This window comes from Nonomuraea sp. CA-141351 (assembly GCF_050944675.1).
Lineage (GTDB): Bacteria > Actinomycetota > Actinomycetes > Streptosporangiales > Streptosporangiaceae > Nonomuraea.
Genome location: NZ_CP191982.1, coordinates 8,718,435 through 8,733,066, shown reverse-complemented (window position 1 = coordinate 8,733,066; position 14,632 = coordinate 8,718,435). Strand labels below are relative to the sequence as shown.

Below are 14,632 nucleotides of genomic sequence, written 5' to 3'. Positions count from 1 at the left end.
AACCAATTGAAAGTGGTTCGTTACGATATAGGCGGGCAATGCGCAAGGGAAGCTGAAGCAGCCTGACAAAGGTCCTGACCTGCTGATATGTCAGCGTTCAAATGGCTTGCTCGGCGAGCGCCAGCAAGGCGGCCGTGAACGCCTCCACCGGCGGTTTGACCAGGCCGGCGCCCACCTGCCCCGTCCCCGCGACGCGGCCCGCGATGCCGGTGTTGACCACGGGCAGCAGGCCGGTCCTGGCGACGAGCGTGATGTCTATTCCGACGGGCGTGCCGCGGAAGCCGAGCCCCGGGATCTGGTAGGCGGGATGCTCGGCGAGCGTGATCTCGTACATGGAGCGGGTGGCCCGCACCGCGTCGGCCACCTCGCCGCCCACGAACCGCACGATGGCCGGCGAGGCCGCCATCGCGAACCCGCCCAGCCCCGACGTCTCGGTGATCGTGGAGTCGCCGATGTCCGGGTTGGCGTCGTCCGGCCCGTACGTGCCCAGATAGAGCCCGTCGGGCACGCCGGCGGGCCCGGTGAACCAGCGACCGCCCAGCCCGGAGACCTGGACGCCGAAGTCGGTGCCGTTCCTGGCCATGGCGACGACCAGGGAGGAGCCGGGCACGTCGCGGGCCGCGTCGGTGCTGACCTTGGCGGCGGCCATGGCGGGGTTGAGGAAGAAGTGGTCGTTGCCGTTGATGAAGCGCAGGACCTCGGAGGCGTCGCCGGGGACGGCCTCGACCACAGTGGGGGCCAGCTCGCGCAGCAGGAGCGAGGTGGCGGCGCGGTTGCGGTTGTGCAGCTCGTCGCCCATCTGCAGGGCCTGCGCGATCAGCGAGCGCAGGTCGATGGGCCCCGTGCGCTCCAGCGTCGCCTTCAGCGCGGGGCCGAGCACCGCTTCCATCCAGCGCAGCCGCTCCAGCACCTCAGGTCCGTAGGCGCCGTACCTGAGGACCTTGCCCAGGCCCTCGTTCAGCGAGCAGTACGCGGTGCCGCCGTGCTCGTCGTCGCGCACCTCGAACAACCACATGGACGGGCTCACCACGCCCGCCATCGGGCCCACGGTGGCGTGCTCGTGGCACGGCCGCAGCGTGATCTCGCCGGCCGCCAGCCTGCGCCCGGCGTCGTGCTCGTCGTCCGCCAGGCCCTCGAGCAGCATCGCGCCGATCAGCGCGCCGCGCATCGGGCCCGAGGCGCGCTCCCAGGTGATGGGCGGGCCCGCGTGCAGGAACGTCCCCTCCTCGAGGACCTCCGACGCCCGCCGAACCCCCACCAGGTGCGGCCGGGCGGAGGTCAGCCTGCTCACGGCCAGCTCGTTGGCGGCCTGCCTGCGCGGGTCGGCGAGCACCGTGGCCAGGGCCTCGGCGGTGCCGGGCAGGGGCGGTCGCCAGCTGACGGGGGTGGTCTGGACGGCCTGCGCCCTGAGCGCCTCGTCCAGCAGGCCCGCGCCGACCGTGATGACTCGGGGCCCAGCGGATGATTCGGCCGATGATTGGGCAGTGAGCAGGCTCAAAGGAGGCTCCTGGCGTGCCTGGCGGCCTGGGCGTTGGACGTGAACACGGCCGCGCCCGCCTCCCGGAAGGCGGCGGCCTGCCGGTGCAGGTCCTGAGGGTCGCCCTCGGTGCCGATGAGGGCGATCACGACGGTGGCGGGGGTACGGGCGACGGCGTGGGCCAGTGAGGCGGCGGGGTCGGGGTCGGCGCCGTGGCCGAGCACGACGTCCATGAGCACCAGATCGGTCTCATGAGCGCGGGCGAGCGCCTCGACGCGGAGGGTCGGGTCGATCATGGGGTGCGCCCGCCCCCTGGTGTAGGCGTCGTCGCCGTAGTCGACGAAGTCGCCCCCTGCCGAGCCGGCACGGCCGGCGACCAGCGCGGCCTCCGCGCTGAGCGTCCCGCCGGAGTAGACGCCCTTGATGGTCTTGGCCCGGCTCTGCTTCCCCGACCACGCGGGCCAGGACGGCCACTCGGGCACGGGCCTGCCGAGCGCGCGCAGGGCCCGCTCGGTCGCCTCCGTCAGGTCGACTTCAGGGAGCAGCGCGAACAGCACCGGCGTGCGCAGCCGCTCCACCGATTCCCGCACGGTCCGCGCCACCTCGGGGGAAGGCGGCTTGGAGATGAGCACGATCAGCTCAGTGGCCGGGTCCTCGTCCAGCATGCGCAGGGCACGCAGCGTGGACAGGCCGCCCACCTCGGCCGACAGATCCCTGCCGCCCACGCCCAGCACGTGGCTGACGCCGGTGCCCGCCCAGTCGAGCAGGCACGTCACCTGCTGGGCGCCGGTGCCGGACGCGGCCACGACGCCGACGGGGCCGGGGCTGAGGACGTTCGCGAAGCCCAGGCCGACGCCGCCGATCACGGCGGTGCCGCAGTCGGGGCCCATCACGAGGACGTCCCTGGTCTCCGCGAGCTCCTTCAGGCGGCGTTCCTGGGCCACGGGGACGCCGTCGCTGAAGATCATGACGGGGAGCCCGGCGTGGATGGCGTCCTGGGCCTCGGCGAAGGCGTACTCGCCGGGGGTCGACACGAGCACCAGGTCGGCCCCGGTCCTGGTGGCCGAGCGGGTGGTGAGCGGCGGCTGTTCCGTCGGGTCGCTCTCGGGGCGGTCCACGGCGGTCAGCCGGCGCTCGGCCTCCTCGACGGCGGCCTTGGTGTCGTGGGCGCGTACGGCTACGAGGAGGTCGCCCGGGCCGGCGTCTGGAACGGTGAAGCCCAGGTCGCGGAGGATGCCGAGGTTCAGTTCGGTGGCCATGGCGACCATGGCCGCCTCCACGCCCGACATTTCGGTCAACGCGCGACTTATGCGCATGAGGGAGACGGAATCGTGGTACGCGCCTTTCCGTACCAGCACCGTGTCCGTGCTCATCGGGGCCCGCTCAGAGCCAGGACCGCGGCCACGCCGATGGCGATGCCCTGGGCGAGGTCGGCGCCCGAGGTGTGGCCGAGGCGGCGGAGATGGCGCAGGGCCGGCTCGAGCGACTGCCCGCCGGCGATGCCACGCAGCACCGCGGTCACCTCGGGACTGGCCTCCCCCCTGGCGGCGCAGTGCAGGAGCGTGGCCGAGATGGGAGTGGTACGTGTGCGTGCGTCGAACGTCACGGTCGCCGCCAGCCAGTCGGCCAGCCAGACCGCCCGTTCGGCCCCGGCGGCCGCGCCCAGGTGGCGCAGCGTCACCAGCAGGCCCGCCAGGACGTCGTCACCGCTCGGCGTGAGCCCGGGCCCGAGACCCACGAGCTGCTCGGCCGCCGTCACCGCTCCCAGCAGCCATCCCTTCGCGCAGCTGTCGGCCAGCAACTCGACGGCGCCGTTGCCCACCAGGCCTGGTTGCGGAGGGTCCGGCGGGTGGCTCAGGCGGGCGGTGGCCCGCTCGAGGCATACCCGATCGATCTGGCCCAGCGGCGGGGCGGGGTCCCACCAGCGGCGGACGCTCAGGCTCAGCGGGCCCAGCTCGATGGTGCGCTCGCCCACCGAGGCCTCCTCGCCCACCGTGACATGCGGCAGCTGGGTGGCCAGCAGCACGGAGTTGGGCAGCCGCGTGGCCGCGCCCGTGATGACGGCGATCACCGAAGGCTCCAGGTCGGTCCTGACCTCGAGATACACGCCCGCGGGGAACGCGGCGAGCACGCGGGCGGGGCGGCGCGGCGACTCCAGGACGGGGCGCACCGCCGTGCTGGCCGCCCCCGTGACGTGGATGCGGGCACGCCTCGTGTGAGTACTGACGGTCACCTGGCCTCCCATCCGACCTTGGACCTGACCGTAGAACGGGTCGGGAACCCTCCGTACGGGTAAATTTGCCAACAGTCAGCGGGAAGGTTGGCTCTTCCTGACAGACGGTTTCTGGAGTCACAATCGTCCATATGGAACCCCCCGTCCGTCTCGCCAGCACCGGGACGATCATTCACGGTGTTTCCGTAGGAGAGGTGCTCGGCGTCTCCACTCTCGCCGAGGCCAGGCTGATAGCGGGGGATAGCGGGCTGAGCCGCATTGTCCAGCGGTTGAACGTCATGGAAGTGCCCGACATCCTGGCCTGGGTCAAGCCGCACGAGCTGCTGCTCACCACGGGCTACCCGCTGCGCAACACGCCGCAGTCGCTCGGCCGGCTGGTTGCCGACCTGGACGAGCGCGGGCTGGCGGCGCTGGCGATCAAGCTCGGGCGATACGTGGACGAGCTGCCCGACGAGATGGTCGAGCAGGCCGACCGGCTCGGCTTCCCGCTCATCCTGCTGCCGAACAACGTCGGGTTCGACGACATCCTCAACCAGGTGCTGACGGACATCCTGAACCGCCAGGCCGCCGTGCTCGCCCGCGCCGAGGAGGCCCACCGGGCGCTCGTCCACGTGGTGCTGGCGGGTGGCGGGCTCAACGAGGTGACCGCCGAGGTGGCGCAGCTGCTCGACGTGTCGGTGGCGGCCGTGGACGGCTCCGGCCGCGTCCTGGCCGTCGCGGGCCCCGCCGAACACGTGGCGGTCCTGCGCGAGTCGATCTCCCGCGAAGGCCCGCCCCGTACGCCCGCCGCAGACGGCCCGTCCCGCCCGTCGTCGTCGGGGCGGGCTCGATCCTTCGCCTCGGTGCCTGTGCTCGCCGGAGGCCATCACCACGGGAGGATCGTCGCCTACAGCCCGTCCGGGGCGATCAGGGACAGCGACGTCGGCATTCTCGAACGCGCCGCCACCGTCGCCGCGCTCGTCGTGACGCGGCAGGAGGCGGTCAACGCCGTCGAGAGCAAGTACCGCGCCGACTTCCTGCGCGACGTGCTCACCGGCCGGGCGGGCACGGCGGAGCGGGTCACGGCCAGGGCGCGGGCGTTCGGATGGGATCTGTCGCGCCCGGTGACCGTGCTGGTGGCCGAGCTGGACCCGGACGGCGACGAGCGCAGCGCGCAGGACCGGCTGGTGGCGTGCTGGACGGCGGCGATGCGGCGGCACGACCCGCGCGGGGCGGTCGCGGGCTTCTCGCACGAGGTGGTGGCCGTGCTGGACGCCTCGATCGACGCCACCCGGGTGGCCAAGGACGCGGCCTCGGCCTTCGCCGACGTGCCGCCCGCGACGTTCTCCACCGGCACCTCCCGGCCGAGCCCGGGGGCGGAGACGCTGCCGGAGGCGTACTCGCAGGCTCTGAAGGCGGCCCGGGTGGGCCGCCAGCTCCACGGCCCCGGCGCGGTCGCCCACTTCGACCAGCTCGGGGTATACCGCCTGCTGTCCCTGGTGAACGACACGGAGGAGCTGCACGCGTTCGTTCGCGAGACGCTCGGGCCGCTGGCCTCCGACGACGACGCCGAGAACGCCGACCTCCGGCGCACCCTGCAGGTGCTCCTGGAGACCAACCTCAACGTGGCGGAGACGGCCCGGCGGCTGCACTTCCACTACAACACGCTGCGCTACCGGATCGGCAAGCTGGAGCGCCTGCTCGGCAACTTCACCGACGACCCCCACCTGCGCCTCAACCTCACGCTGGCCCTGCACGTGCTGCGGATGCGGGGGATCTAGGGTTGGGCCTGTGGAATTCGAACTGCGCTCCGAGTACATCCCGCTGTGTGACCTGCTGAAGTACTGCGGGATCACGGAGACGGGCGGGATGGCCAAGCACCTGATCGCCGAGGGTCTTGTGCTGGTGGACGGCGAGGTGGAGCTGCGCAAGCGGGCCAAGATCCGGTCGGGACAGGTGGTGAGCGGGGAGGGCTTCTCGATCCGGGTCGAGTAGCGCGGCTCACACCCGAGCCGATCTCGTATGCGCGAGGATTTCACTGGCCCCCGGCGCAGATTTGGCAGATCATGCCCGTGTAGCACCGTCGCGGCGGGCCTAATGTGCCCGCAACGGAACGTGCCGCCGGCCCAGCGCAACGCCCAGTACAAGAGGGGCTCTCATGGTTTTGGGATGGACCAGACACGGTGACGGCAAGCACCTGGCGCCCGGAGAGGTGGTCAGGCCCGACGAGCGGCTGAGCTGGCCCAGGATGGTGGGGTTCGGGGCGCAGCACGTGATCGCGATGTTCGGCGCGACGTTCGTCTTCCCCCTGGTGATGGGGCTGGATCCGAACGTCGCCGTGATGATGTCAGGCGTCGCGACGATCCTGTTCCTGCTGATCGTGAAGGGCAGGGTGCCCAGCTATCTCGGCACCAGCGCGTCCTTCGTCGGCGGGGTGTTCGCCATCAGGGCGGCGGCGGGCGGCGACACCGCGGGCGCGGACGCGATCGTGACCGGCGCCATCCTGGTCGCCGGGTTCGTGCTCGCGCTGGCCGGGCTGGCCATCCACTTCCTCGGCGTGCAGATCATCCACCGCGTCTTCCCTCCCGTCGTCACCGGCGCGGTCGTGATGCTGATCGGGTTCGGGCTGGCGTACGTGGTGGCGGACGTCTACTGGCCGCAGGACCACTGGGTCGCCCTGGTCACGATGCTGATCACGTTCCTGGTGATCGTGCTCTTCAAGGGGTTCATCGGGCGCATCGGGATCCTGATCGGGCTGATCGCCGGGTTCGTGCTCTCGTGGGTGCTCGACAAAGCGGCCGGGCCCATCACCTCCGTGCTGCCGGGCACCAATCTGCGCGACGCCGCCGGGGCCAGTTGCCCGGTCGAGGGCACGTACTGCGTGGCCACGGCCTTCCCGCACGATCGGGTGAGCTTCGATTCCGTGGCGAAGGCGGAGTGGATCGGGGTGCCGGACTTCCACGCTCCCGACTTCAAGACCTCGGCCGTGCTGCTGGTGCTGCCCGCCGTCATCGCGCTCATCGCGGAGAACATCGGGCACGTCAAGGCCGTCGGCGAGATGACCGGGGCCGACGTCGACCCGTACGTGGGCCGCGCCGTGGTGGCCGACGGCGTGGGCACCATGGTCGCCAGCGCGGTCGGCGGGTCGCCCACCACCACCTACGCCGAGAACATCGGCGTCATGGCCGCCACCAAGGTCTATTCGACCGCCGCCTACTACATCGCCGCCGTCATCGCCATCCTCTTCGGCCTCTGTCCCAAGTTCGGCGCGCTCGTCGCGGCCACGCCGGGCGGCGTGCTCGGCGGCGTCACCGTCATCCTGTACGGGATGATCGGGCTGCTCGGCGCCAAGATCTGGATCGAGAACAGGGTGGACTTCGCCGATCCCGTGAACATGGTTCCCATCGGTGCGGGCATCATTCTGGCCATCGGACCTGTGAGCCACTTCGTCGGCGGCGACTTCACCCTGGAGGGCATCGCGCTCGGCACCATCGTGGTGCTGGGTGGATACCACCTGCTCCGGGCCATCGCCGGCCGCCGCGCCGAGCCGGTCAGGAGCGAGGCCGGGTGAAGCCGGCGCCGTTCGAGTACCACGCTCCCCGCGATCTCGGCGAGGCGCTCCGGACGCTCGCGGAGGTGGGCGGGAAGGTGCTGGCCGGGGGGCAGAGTCTCATTCCCATGATGAACATGCGGCTGGCGGCTCCCGCGCATCTCGTCGACATCAATCGCCTCCAGGAGCTGCAGGTCATGGAGGCGACGGAGGACGGTGTCCGGGTGGGGGCCGCCGTCAGGCACGCGCAGGTGGAGCGGGCCGAGGCGCATCCGCTGCTCACCAGGGCGCTCAAGCTGGTCGCGCATCCCGTGATCAGGAACCGGGGGACCGTGGTGGGCAGCCTCGTGCACGCCGACCCGGCCGCCGAGTTGCCCGCGGTGCTGGCCGTGCTGGGCGGCTCCGTACGGGTGGCCCGCTGGGACGGGCCGGCACGCGATGTGGGCGCGGAGGAGTTCTTCGTCGGCCCCATGGAGTCGGCGGTCCAGCCGGGCGAGCTGGCCGTGTCGGCATATTTCCCGGCATTGGGCGCGCGTACCGGGGCAGCATTCGAAGAGGTGGCCAGGCGGCACGGCGACTACGCGCTGGCGGGGGTCTGCGCCGTCGTCACGCTCGACGAGGACGGCCACGTCGAAGCCGCCAAGGTCGCCTGCATCGGCGTCGGCCCCGTGCCGGTCGTCGTGGACGTGACCGGCAGCCCCGCCGACGTGGCGCGAGTCGTACGGGAACGGGTCGAACCGGAGGGCGACATCCATGCGTCGGCCGCCTACCGCCGCCAGCTCGTGGGCGTGCTGGCCGAGCGGGCGCTGCGGAACGCGACCAGAGAGGCCCCCAGAGAGGCAGGGTCCCGTGGAGCATGAGATCACGCTCGTCGTGAACGGCACCGCGAGGCGGGTCCGCGTGCCCGCCCGCCGCCTGCTGTCCGACTGCCTGCGCCACGACCTCGGCCTGACCGGCACCCACGTCGGCTGCGAGCACGGCGTCTGCGGCTGCTGCACCGTGCTGCTCGACGGAGAGCCGGTACGGTCGTGCCTGACGTTCGCGGTCACCGTGGACGGTTCCGAGATCACCACCGTGGAAGGGCTGGCCACGAGCGCCTCGATGTCGGCGGTGCAGCGGGCGTTCGCCGAGTGCCACGGGCTGCAGTGCGGGTTCTGCACACCGGGGTTCCTGTGCACGGTGACCGCCATGCTGCGGGACAACCCGGCGCCCACGGACGAGGAGGTGCTCGAGGGCATCTCCGGCAACCTGTGCCGGTGCACCGGCTACCAGAACATCGTCAAGGCCGTCCACCGGGCCGCCGAGCTGCTGGCGGAGGAAGCATGACGACGAGGCTGTTCGGGGAGTCCGTGCAGCGGCGGGAGGATCCCCGGCTGCTCACCGGGCAGGGCCGCTACCTCGACGACCTCGGGCCCGGCGCGCTGGCCGCCGCGTTCGTGCGCTCGCCGCACGCGCACGCCCGCATCCGCGACATCGACGTGGCCCCCGCGCTCGACGTGGAGGGGCTGGTCGCCATCTACACCTGGGAGGACGTGCCCGAACGGGTCGGCAGGGCGCTGCCGCTGCTGATCCCGCACCCGGCGCTCACGCACGGGCGCACGGCGTACCCGCTGGCCAGGGACGTCGTCAGGCACGTCGGCGAGCCGGTGGTCATGGTCGTGGCCACCGACAGGTACGCGGCAGAGGACGCCTGCGCGCTCATCGAGGTCGACTACGAGCTGCTCAAGCCGGTCGTCGGCCTGGAGGAGGCGGTGCAGGGCGCCCAGCTCGTACACGAGGACGTGCCGGGCAACGTCGGCGCGCATCTCGTCCAGGAGGTCGCCGGGGCCGACGGGCGCGGCGCGCGGGAGGCGATCGAGACGGCGCCGCACACGCTGGCCTTCCGGCTCGACATAGAGCGCAGCGCCAGCATGCCCCTGGAGGGACGCGGCGTGTACGCCCGCTGGGACGGCAGGGACCTGCGCGTCTACTCCAGCACCCAGACCTCCACCAGCGTCCGCATGGCCGTGGCCGCCGCGCTCGAGCTGCCGCTGCCGCAGGTCGAGGTGATCGCGCCCGACGTGGGCGGCGGCTTCGGAGTGAAGATCGTGCACCCGTGGCCCGAGGAGGTGCTGGTGCCGTGGGCGGCCATGACGCTCGGGCGCGAGATCAAGTGGACCGAGGACCGCAGGGAGCACTTCGTCTCATCCGCCCATGAGCGCGGCCAGGTGCAGTACGTCCGGGCCGGCTTCGACGACGACGGCCGGGTCCTCGGCCTGGACGTGACGATCCTGCACGACCACGGCGCCTACACGCCCTACGGCATCATCGTGCCGATCGTCACCTCGACGCAGCTCCTGGGCCCGTACAAGATCGGGGCCTACCGGGTCGAGTTCACCGCCGTCTACACCAACACCGTGCAGGTCACGCCCTACCGGGGAGCCGGCAGGCCGCAGGGCGTGTTCTGCATGGAGCGGACCATGGACAAGATCGCCGGGTACCTCGGAAAGGACCGGACCGAGGTGCGCGAGGTCAACTTCATCGGGCCCGACGAGTTCCCGTACGACCAGGGGATGACGTTCCAGGACGGGCGGCCGCTGATCTACGACAGCGGCAACTACCCGGAGATGCTCCGCATGGTCAAGGAGCTGATCGGCTGGGACTCCTTCGACAGGCGGCCGGGCAGGGGCATCGGCATCGGGTGCTACGTCGAGGGCACCGGCGTGGGGCCGTACGAGGGCGGGCACGTGCAGGTGACCTCCGACGGGCGGGTGCACGTGTCCACCGGGCTCACCTCGCAGGGGCAGGGGCACGAGACCGTGTTCGCGCAGATCGCCGCCACCGAGCTGGGCGTGCCGATCGAGCGGGTGAGCGTGGTGACCGGCGACACCCGCAGGTTCGGTTACGCGGTGGGCACGTTCGCCTCGCGCGCGGCCGTCGTCAGCGGCAACGCCATCGCGCTGGCCTGCAGGAAAGTACGCGAGAAGGCGCTGCGGATCGCCGCCGACGCGCTGGAGGCCGACCCGGCCGACCTGGAGATCACCGACGGGATGGTGCACGTCATGGGCGCGCCGACCGCCTCCATCCCGCTGTCCACGGTGGCGGTGCTGGCCAATCCGCTGCGCTACGCCTTCGACGACGAGACCGCGAAGGCGACCCAGTTCTCCGGCACCGCCTCTCCCGACCGGCCGCCGGTAGCCGAGGGTGAGGAACCGGGGCTGGAGGGGCGCGACTACTACTCGCCGATCAGGTCCACGTTCGCGTCGGGCATGCACGCGGCGATCGTCGAGACCGACCCGGAGACCGCCGAGATCAAGGTGGTGCGGTACGTGGTCGTGCACGACTGCGGCCGGCTGATCAACCCCATGATCGTGGAGGGCCAGATCCACGGGGGAGTGGCGCAGGGCATCGGCGGGGCCCTCTACGAGCGTATGGTGTACGACCCGCACGGCCAGCTCGTGAACGCCTCCTTCATGGACTTCCTCATGCCGTACGCCACCGAGATCCCGCGCATCGAGACCGCCCACCTGGAGACACCCTCGCCGCTCAACCCGCTCGGCATCAAGGGCGCGGGCGAGGCCGGCGTGATCCCCGTCTCCGCGGTCATCGCCTCGGCCATCGAGGACGCCGAGGGCATCGCGATCGACCGCATGCCCATCTCCCCGTCCGAGCTCTTCGACCTGCGCTCCCGCATGGGATGATCGTCCGCATGCGTGCGCCTGCTACCGGTCTGACCTCCTTCCCCGCCGTCCCCGACGACGTCCGGCTGATCGACCTGGCCTGGAACGACATCTCCGAGGTCCCTGACCGGGTGGCCGGGCTCGTCGCGCTCGAGGAGCTCAGGCTCGACGGCAACCGGCTGCGCTCGCTGCCCGACCTCTCGGGGCTGACCGCGCTGCGGGCGCTGCACCTGGACGGGAACGAGCTGACGTCGTTCCCGCGCTGCCCGCCGTACCTGGAGGTCCTCTTCCTGTACGGCAACCGCGTCGGCGCGATCCCCGACCGGCTGAGCCCCCGCCTGCGGCACCTCGCGGCCGGCGGGAACGGGCTGACCGGCGTGCCGGCCTCCCTGTGGAAGCTGACCGGGCTGGAGTCGCTCAACCTGGCCGAGAACGCGCTCACCGAGGTCCCGGCCGCGATCGGCGGGCTGACCCGGCTGCGCATGCTCGACCTCGGGCACAACCGGCTCGCCTCCGTCCCGCCCGAGCTCGGCGACCTGGATCTCACCGACTACCTGTACCTGAGCGACAACCTGCTCGCCGAGGTGCCGGATTCGATCGGGCGGCTGGGGCGGCTCGCGTACCTCAACCTCACCGACAACCAGCTGACCCGGCTGCCCGAGTCCATCGGGCGGATGGCCTCGCTGGTGGAGCTGCGGCTGTACAACAACCGGCTGGAGTCGCTGCCGGAGTCCATCGGCGGGCTGCGGCGGCTGCGGGAGCTGCACGCGCAGGGCAACCGGCTGGCCCGGCTGCCCGCGTCGATCGCCGAGCTGGGCGAGCTGCGCGTGCTCGACCTGCGCAACAACCGGCTGCGCGAGCTGCCGGACACGCTGCCGCCCGGGCTCAGGCACCTCGACCTGCGCAACAACCGGCTGCGGGAGCTGCCTTCGGTGCTGCCCCCGCTGGAGAAGCTCGATCTGCGCTGGAACAAGCTCGACGGCGAGCCCGAGGTGCTGCGACGTCTCCGCGATCAGGGTTGCGTCATCCTCCGCTGAACCGAGGCGATTTTCGGTGCGTACCTCCGCACATGACGACATTTCCACGTCTGGCCGCTTTCGCGCTGCTGGCCGGGCTGGTCGCCGGCTGCTCCTCAGGGGGCTGGGGCGACTACGCCGCAGCGGGCGACACCCAGAAGACCGCCGCGCCCCTGACCGTGGAGCAGCTGTCCGCCAAGGTCGGCTGCAAGCCGAAGATGCAGGTCGACGCCGCCGACCTGCGTACCGGCTACTGCAAGACGAAGGTCGGCCGGTTCTTCGTCAACACGTTCGCCAGCGAGAAGCTCAAGGACGAGTGGATGGACCGCGCGCCTGAGTACAACCCGCACCTCGTCGGCCCCCGCTGGACCGTGCTGGGGCCGCTCGAGGTGCTGGAGCAGCTGAAGGAGCCGCTCAGCGGCGACCTGCACCTGATGGACCACAGGGTCTCCCAGACGCCGGCGCCGAAGTAACCAAACGGTATGGGCTGAACCGGGGCTGGGGGGCCTGCGTACCTCCGCACATGACGACACTTCCACGTCTGGCCGCTTTCGCGCTGCTGGCCGGACTGGTCGCCGGCTGTTCCTCAGGGAGCGGCGGCGGCTATGTCGCAGCAGCCGGAAAGCAGGGCAACGCCGCCCCCCTCACCGTCGAGCAGCTGTCCGCCAAGGTCGGCTGCAAGCCGAAGATGCAGGTCAACGCCTCGGAGATCCGTACCGGCTACTGCAAGACCGCCGATGGCGAGTTCTTCGTCACGACGTTCAAGACCCAGGCCGGCAAGGACGCCTGGATGGACGCCGCCCCCGAGTACAACCCGCACCTGGTCGGAAAGCTCTGGACGGTGCTGTCCAGCCGCAAGGTGCTCGACCTGCTCAAGGAGCGGCTCGGCGGCGACCTCCACCTCACCGACCACCGGACGAGGCAGATGAGGACGATCGGTTGACCCCCGTTCCAGCGGCCTCGATCTCCGGGCCAACGGCTGTTCCCGTGTTCCTCGACCCCGGAGCCACCCCGGCCATCGACCCGGCGAGCGATGCGTGACAGGTGTCATGGCCGCCCGGTGACATCTGTTATGGGAAGCCGGAGGGCCGGCCCGCGACGCTGAATCCCGTGAGAACAACGATGGATCCGCCGGTGGCCGTGGACGCCATCCGGCTGTGTGCGCTGCGTAAGTCGTACGGACAGGTCCGGGCCGTGGACGGCGTGAACCTGACGCTGGCGGCAGGCGAGGTCGTGGCACTGCTCGGACCGAACGGCGCGGGCAAGTCGACAACCGTGGAGATGATGCTGGGGCTGACCGCCCCCGACGAGGGCAAGGTCGAGATCTTCGGCGACCCGCCCGAGACCGCGATCCGCAAGGGCGCGGTCGGGGCGATGCTGCAGGAGGGGACGCTGCTGGAGGACGCGACCGTGGCCGAGATGCTGGCCATGGCGGCCTCGCTGCACCGCCGTGCGCTGCCGGTGCGCGAGGCGCTGCGCCGGGCCGGGATCGAGGACCTCGCGGGGCGGCGCTCGGCCAGGCTGTCGGGCGGGCAGAAGCAGCGGGTGCGGTTCGCTTTGGCGCTGGTGTCAGAGCCGGACCTGCTGGTCCTGGACGAGCCGACCGCAGCGATGGACGTCGGGGCGCGGCAGGAGTTCTGGACGGCGATGCGGGAGTTCGCCGGCGCCGGCAGGACGGTGCTGTTCGCCACGCACTACCTGCGCGAGGCCGAGGAGTTCGCCGACCGGGTGGTGCTCATGCGTTCGGGGAAGGTGGCCGCCGACGGCTCGGTGGCGCAGGTCGCGGCGTCGGCGGCCGGGCGGGTGCTGCGGGCGGCCGTGCCCTTCGCCCAGGCCGGGGAGCTCGGAGCGCTGCCCGGGGTGAGCCGGGCGGAGCTGCGGGGCGAGCGTGCCGAACTGGTCTGCTCCGATTCCGATGCGGCGCTGCGGGCGCTGCTGACGGCGTTCCCGCAGGCCTACGACGTCGAGGTGGCGGCGGCGGGGCTGGAGCAGGCGTTCCTGGCGTTGACGGGAGAGCAGCGATGACCTTCCTGGCGCTGGAGATCAGGCGGACCCTGCGGGCGCCGGCGTTCCTCATCGTCACGCTGGGGATGCCGGTGGCGCTGCTCCTCATCGAGGGCAGCCTGTATGGCTCGACCGGCTCGACGTACCTGATGTCGGGGATGGCCGCATACGGCGCGTTGATGGCGGCGATCTCCACCGGCGCCCGCGTGGCGACCGAGCGCACGGCCGGGTGGCAGCGGCAGCTGCGGCTGACCCCACTGTCGCCGCCGACCTATCTGGCGGCCAAGGCCGTGGTCTCCATGATGGTGGCGCTGCCGCCGATCGTCGCGGTCGCGCTGGCGGGCGCGGTCGTTCAGGGGGTGCGGCTGCCGGTGGGCGGCTGGCTCCAGGCGGTGGCGGGCGTGTGGCTGGCCACCTTGCCGTTCGCCGTGCTGGGGCTGCTGATCGGGCAGGTCGCCACCGGTCAGAACGTCCAGGCGTACTCGATGGGGTCGATGCTGACGCTGAGCCTGGCCGGTGGGCTGTGGATTCCGGTCACTCAGTTCCCCGGCTGGCTGGCCGACCTGGCCCGCGTGCTGCCGAGCTACTGGCTGGCCGCCGTCGGCCACGGCGGGGAACTGGGGACGGCGGTGCTGGTGCTGGGCGGGTACACGGTGGCGCTGGCCGCCGCCGTCATGGCACGGTACCGGCGCGGCGGCGACCGTTAGGGTGGCC

Annotated in this window: 14 protein-coding genes; 11 read left to right on the top strand and 3 right to left on the bottom strand. The window is 71.6% G+C overall.

Translation table 11 applies throughout. The features are described 5' to 3' along the window. Positions 1 to 97: 97 nt before the first annotated feature. From ACQPWU_RS41080 to ACQPWU_RS41070, 3 genes are read right to left on the bottom strand one after another with little or no spacing between them, the layout of a single operon-like run. Positions 98 to 1,498, bottom strand: coding sequence for a DUF1116 domain-containing protein (locus ACQPWU_RS41080; protein ID WP_433431081.1), 1,401 nt, complete (start codon positions 1,496 to 1,498; stop codon positions 98 to 100). Next, the gene (locus ACQPWU_RS41075) at positions 1,495 to 2,850 is read right to left on the bottom strand and encodes an FdrA family protein (protein ID WP_433431080.1); all 1,356 of its coding nucleotides are present in this window, start codon (positions 2,848 to 2,850) and stop codon (positions 1,495 to 1,497) included. The genes ACQPWU_RS41080 and ACQPWU_RS41075 overlap by 4 nt, the downstream gene beginning before the upstream one ends. Then, positions 2,847 to 3,710, bottom strand: coding sequence for a DUF2877 domain-containing protein (locus ACQPWU_RS41070; RefSeq protein WP_433431079.1), 864 nt, complete (start codon positions 3,708 to 3,710; stop codon positions 2,847 to 2,849). The genes ACQPWU_RS41075 and ACQPWU_RS41070 overlap by 4 nt, the downstream gene beginning before the upstream one ends. Positions 3,711 to 3,841: 131 nt before the next feature. On the opposite strand from ACQPWU_RS41070, the gene ACQPWU_RS41065 reads away from it, so the two are divergent. From ACQPWU_RS41065 to ACQPWU_RS41015, 11 genes are all read left to right on the top strand, one after another. Beyond that, positions 3,842 to 5,470, top strand: coding sequence for a PucR family transcriptional regulator ligand-binding domain-containing protein (locus tag ACQPWU_RS41065; RefSeq protein ID WP_433431078.1), 1,629 nt, complete (start codon positions 3,842 to 3,844; stop codon positions 5,468 to 5,470). Between the two features lie 10 nt (positions 5,471 to 5,480). Continuing rightward, a complete protein-coding gene (locus ACQPWU_RS41060) occupies positions 5,481 to 5,684 on the top strand; it encodes an RNA-binding S4 domain-containing protein (RefSeq protein ID WP_433431077.1) in 204 nt (67 codons plus the stop codon). A 163-nt stretch (positions 5,685 to 5,847) separates the two neighbouring features. Continuing rightward, positions 5,848 to 7,260 carry a uracil-xanthine permease family protein gene (locus ACQPWU_RS41055; protein ID WP_433431076.1) on the top strand — a complete coding sequence of 471 codons (1,413 nt, stop codon included), beginning with the start codon at positions 5,848 to 5,850 and terminating at the stop codon, positions 7,258 to 7,260. Next, entirely contained in the window at positions 7,257 to 8,099 is an 843-nt protein-coding gene (locus tag ACQPWU_RS41050; protein ID WP_433431075.1) for an FAD binding domain-containing protein, read from the top strand. The genes ACQPWU_RS41055 and ACQPWU_RS41050 overlap by 4 nt, the downstream gene beginning before the upstream one ends. Next, complete coding sequence (locus tag ACQPWU_RS41045) at positions 8,089 to 8,565, top strand: (2Fe-2S)-binding protein (RefSeq protein WP_433431074.1); 477 nt, start codon at positions 8,089 to 8,091, stop codon at positions 8,563 to 8,565. Before ACQPWU_RS41050 ends, ACQPWU_RS41045 begins: the two co-directional genes overlap by 11 nt. After that, positions 8,562 to 10,919, top strand: coding sequence for an aerobic carbon-monoxide dehydrogenase large subunit (gene cutA / locus ACQPWU_RS41040; RefSeq protein WP_433431073.1), 2,358 nt, complete (start codon positions 8,562 to 8,564; stop codon positions 10,917 to 10,919). The genes ACQPWU_RS41045 and cutA overlap by 4 nt, the downstream gene beginning before the upstream one ends. An 8-nt stretch (positions 10,920 to 10,927) precedes the next feature. Beyond that, positions 10,928 to 11,935 carry a leucine-rich repeat domain-containing protein gene (locus tag ACQPWU_RS41035; protein WP_433431072.1) on the top strand — a complete coding sequence of 336 codons (1,008 nt, stop codon included), beginning with the start codon at positions 10,928 to 10,930 and terminating at the stop codon, positions 11,933 to 11,935. Between the two features lie 32 nt (positions 11,936 to 11,967). Next, a complete protein-coding gene (locus tag ACQPWU_RS41030; protein WP_433431071.1) occupies positions 11,968 to 12,387 on the top strand; it encodes a hypothetical protein in 420 nt (139 codons plus the stop codon). A gap of 50 nt (positions 12,388 to 12,437) precedes the next feature. After that, complete coding sequence (locus ACQPWU_RS41025) at positions 12,438 to 12,857, top strand: hypothetical protein (protein WP_433431070.1); 420 nt, start codon at positions 12,438 to 12,440, stop codon at positions 12,855 to 12,857. A gap of 167 nt (positions 12,858 to 13,024) precedes the next feature. Continuing rightward, positions 13,025 to 13,939 (top strand): ABC transporter ATP-binding protein, encoded by a 915-nt coding sequence (locus tag ACQPWU_RS41020; protein ID WP_433431069.1) that lies wholly within the window; start codon positions 13,025 to 13,027, stop codon positions 13,937 to 13,939. Beyond that, the gene (locus ACQPWU_RS41015) at positions 13,936 to 14,625 is read left to right on the top strand and encodes an ABC transporter permease (protein ID WP_433431068.1); all 690 of its coding nucleotides are present in this window, start codon (positions 13,936 to 13,938) and stop codon (positions 14,623 to 14,625) included. Before ACQPWU_RS41020 ends, ACQPWU_RS41015 begins: the two co-directional genes overlap by 4 nt. The last annotated feature ends 7 nt before the right edge of the window (positions 14,626 to 14,632 follow it).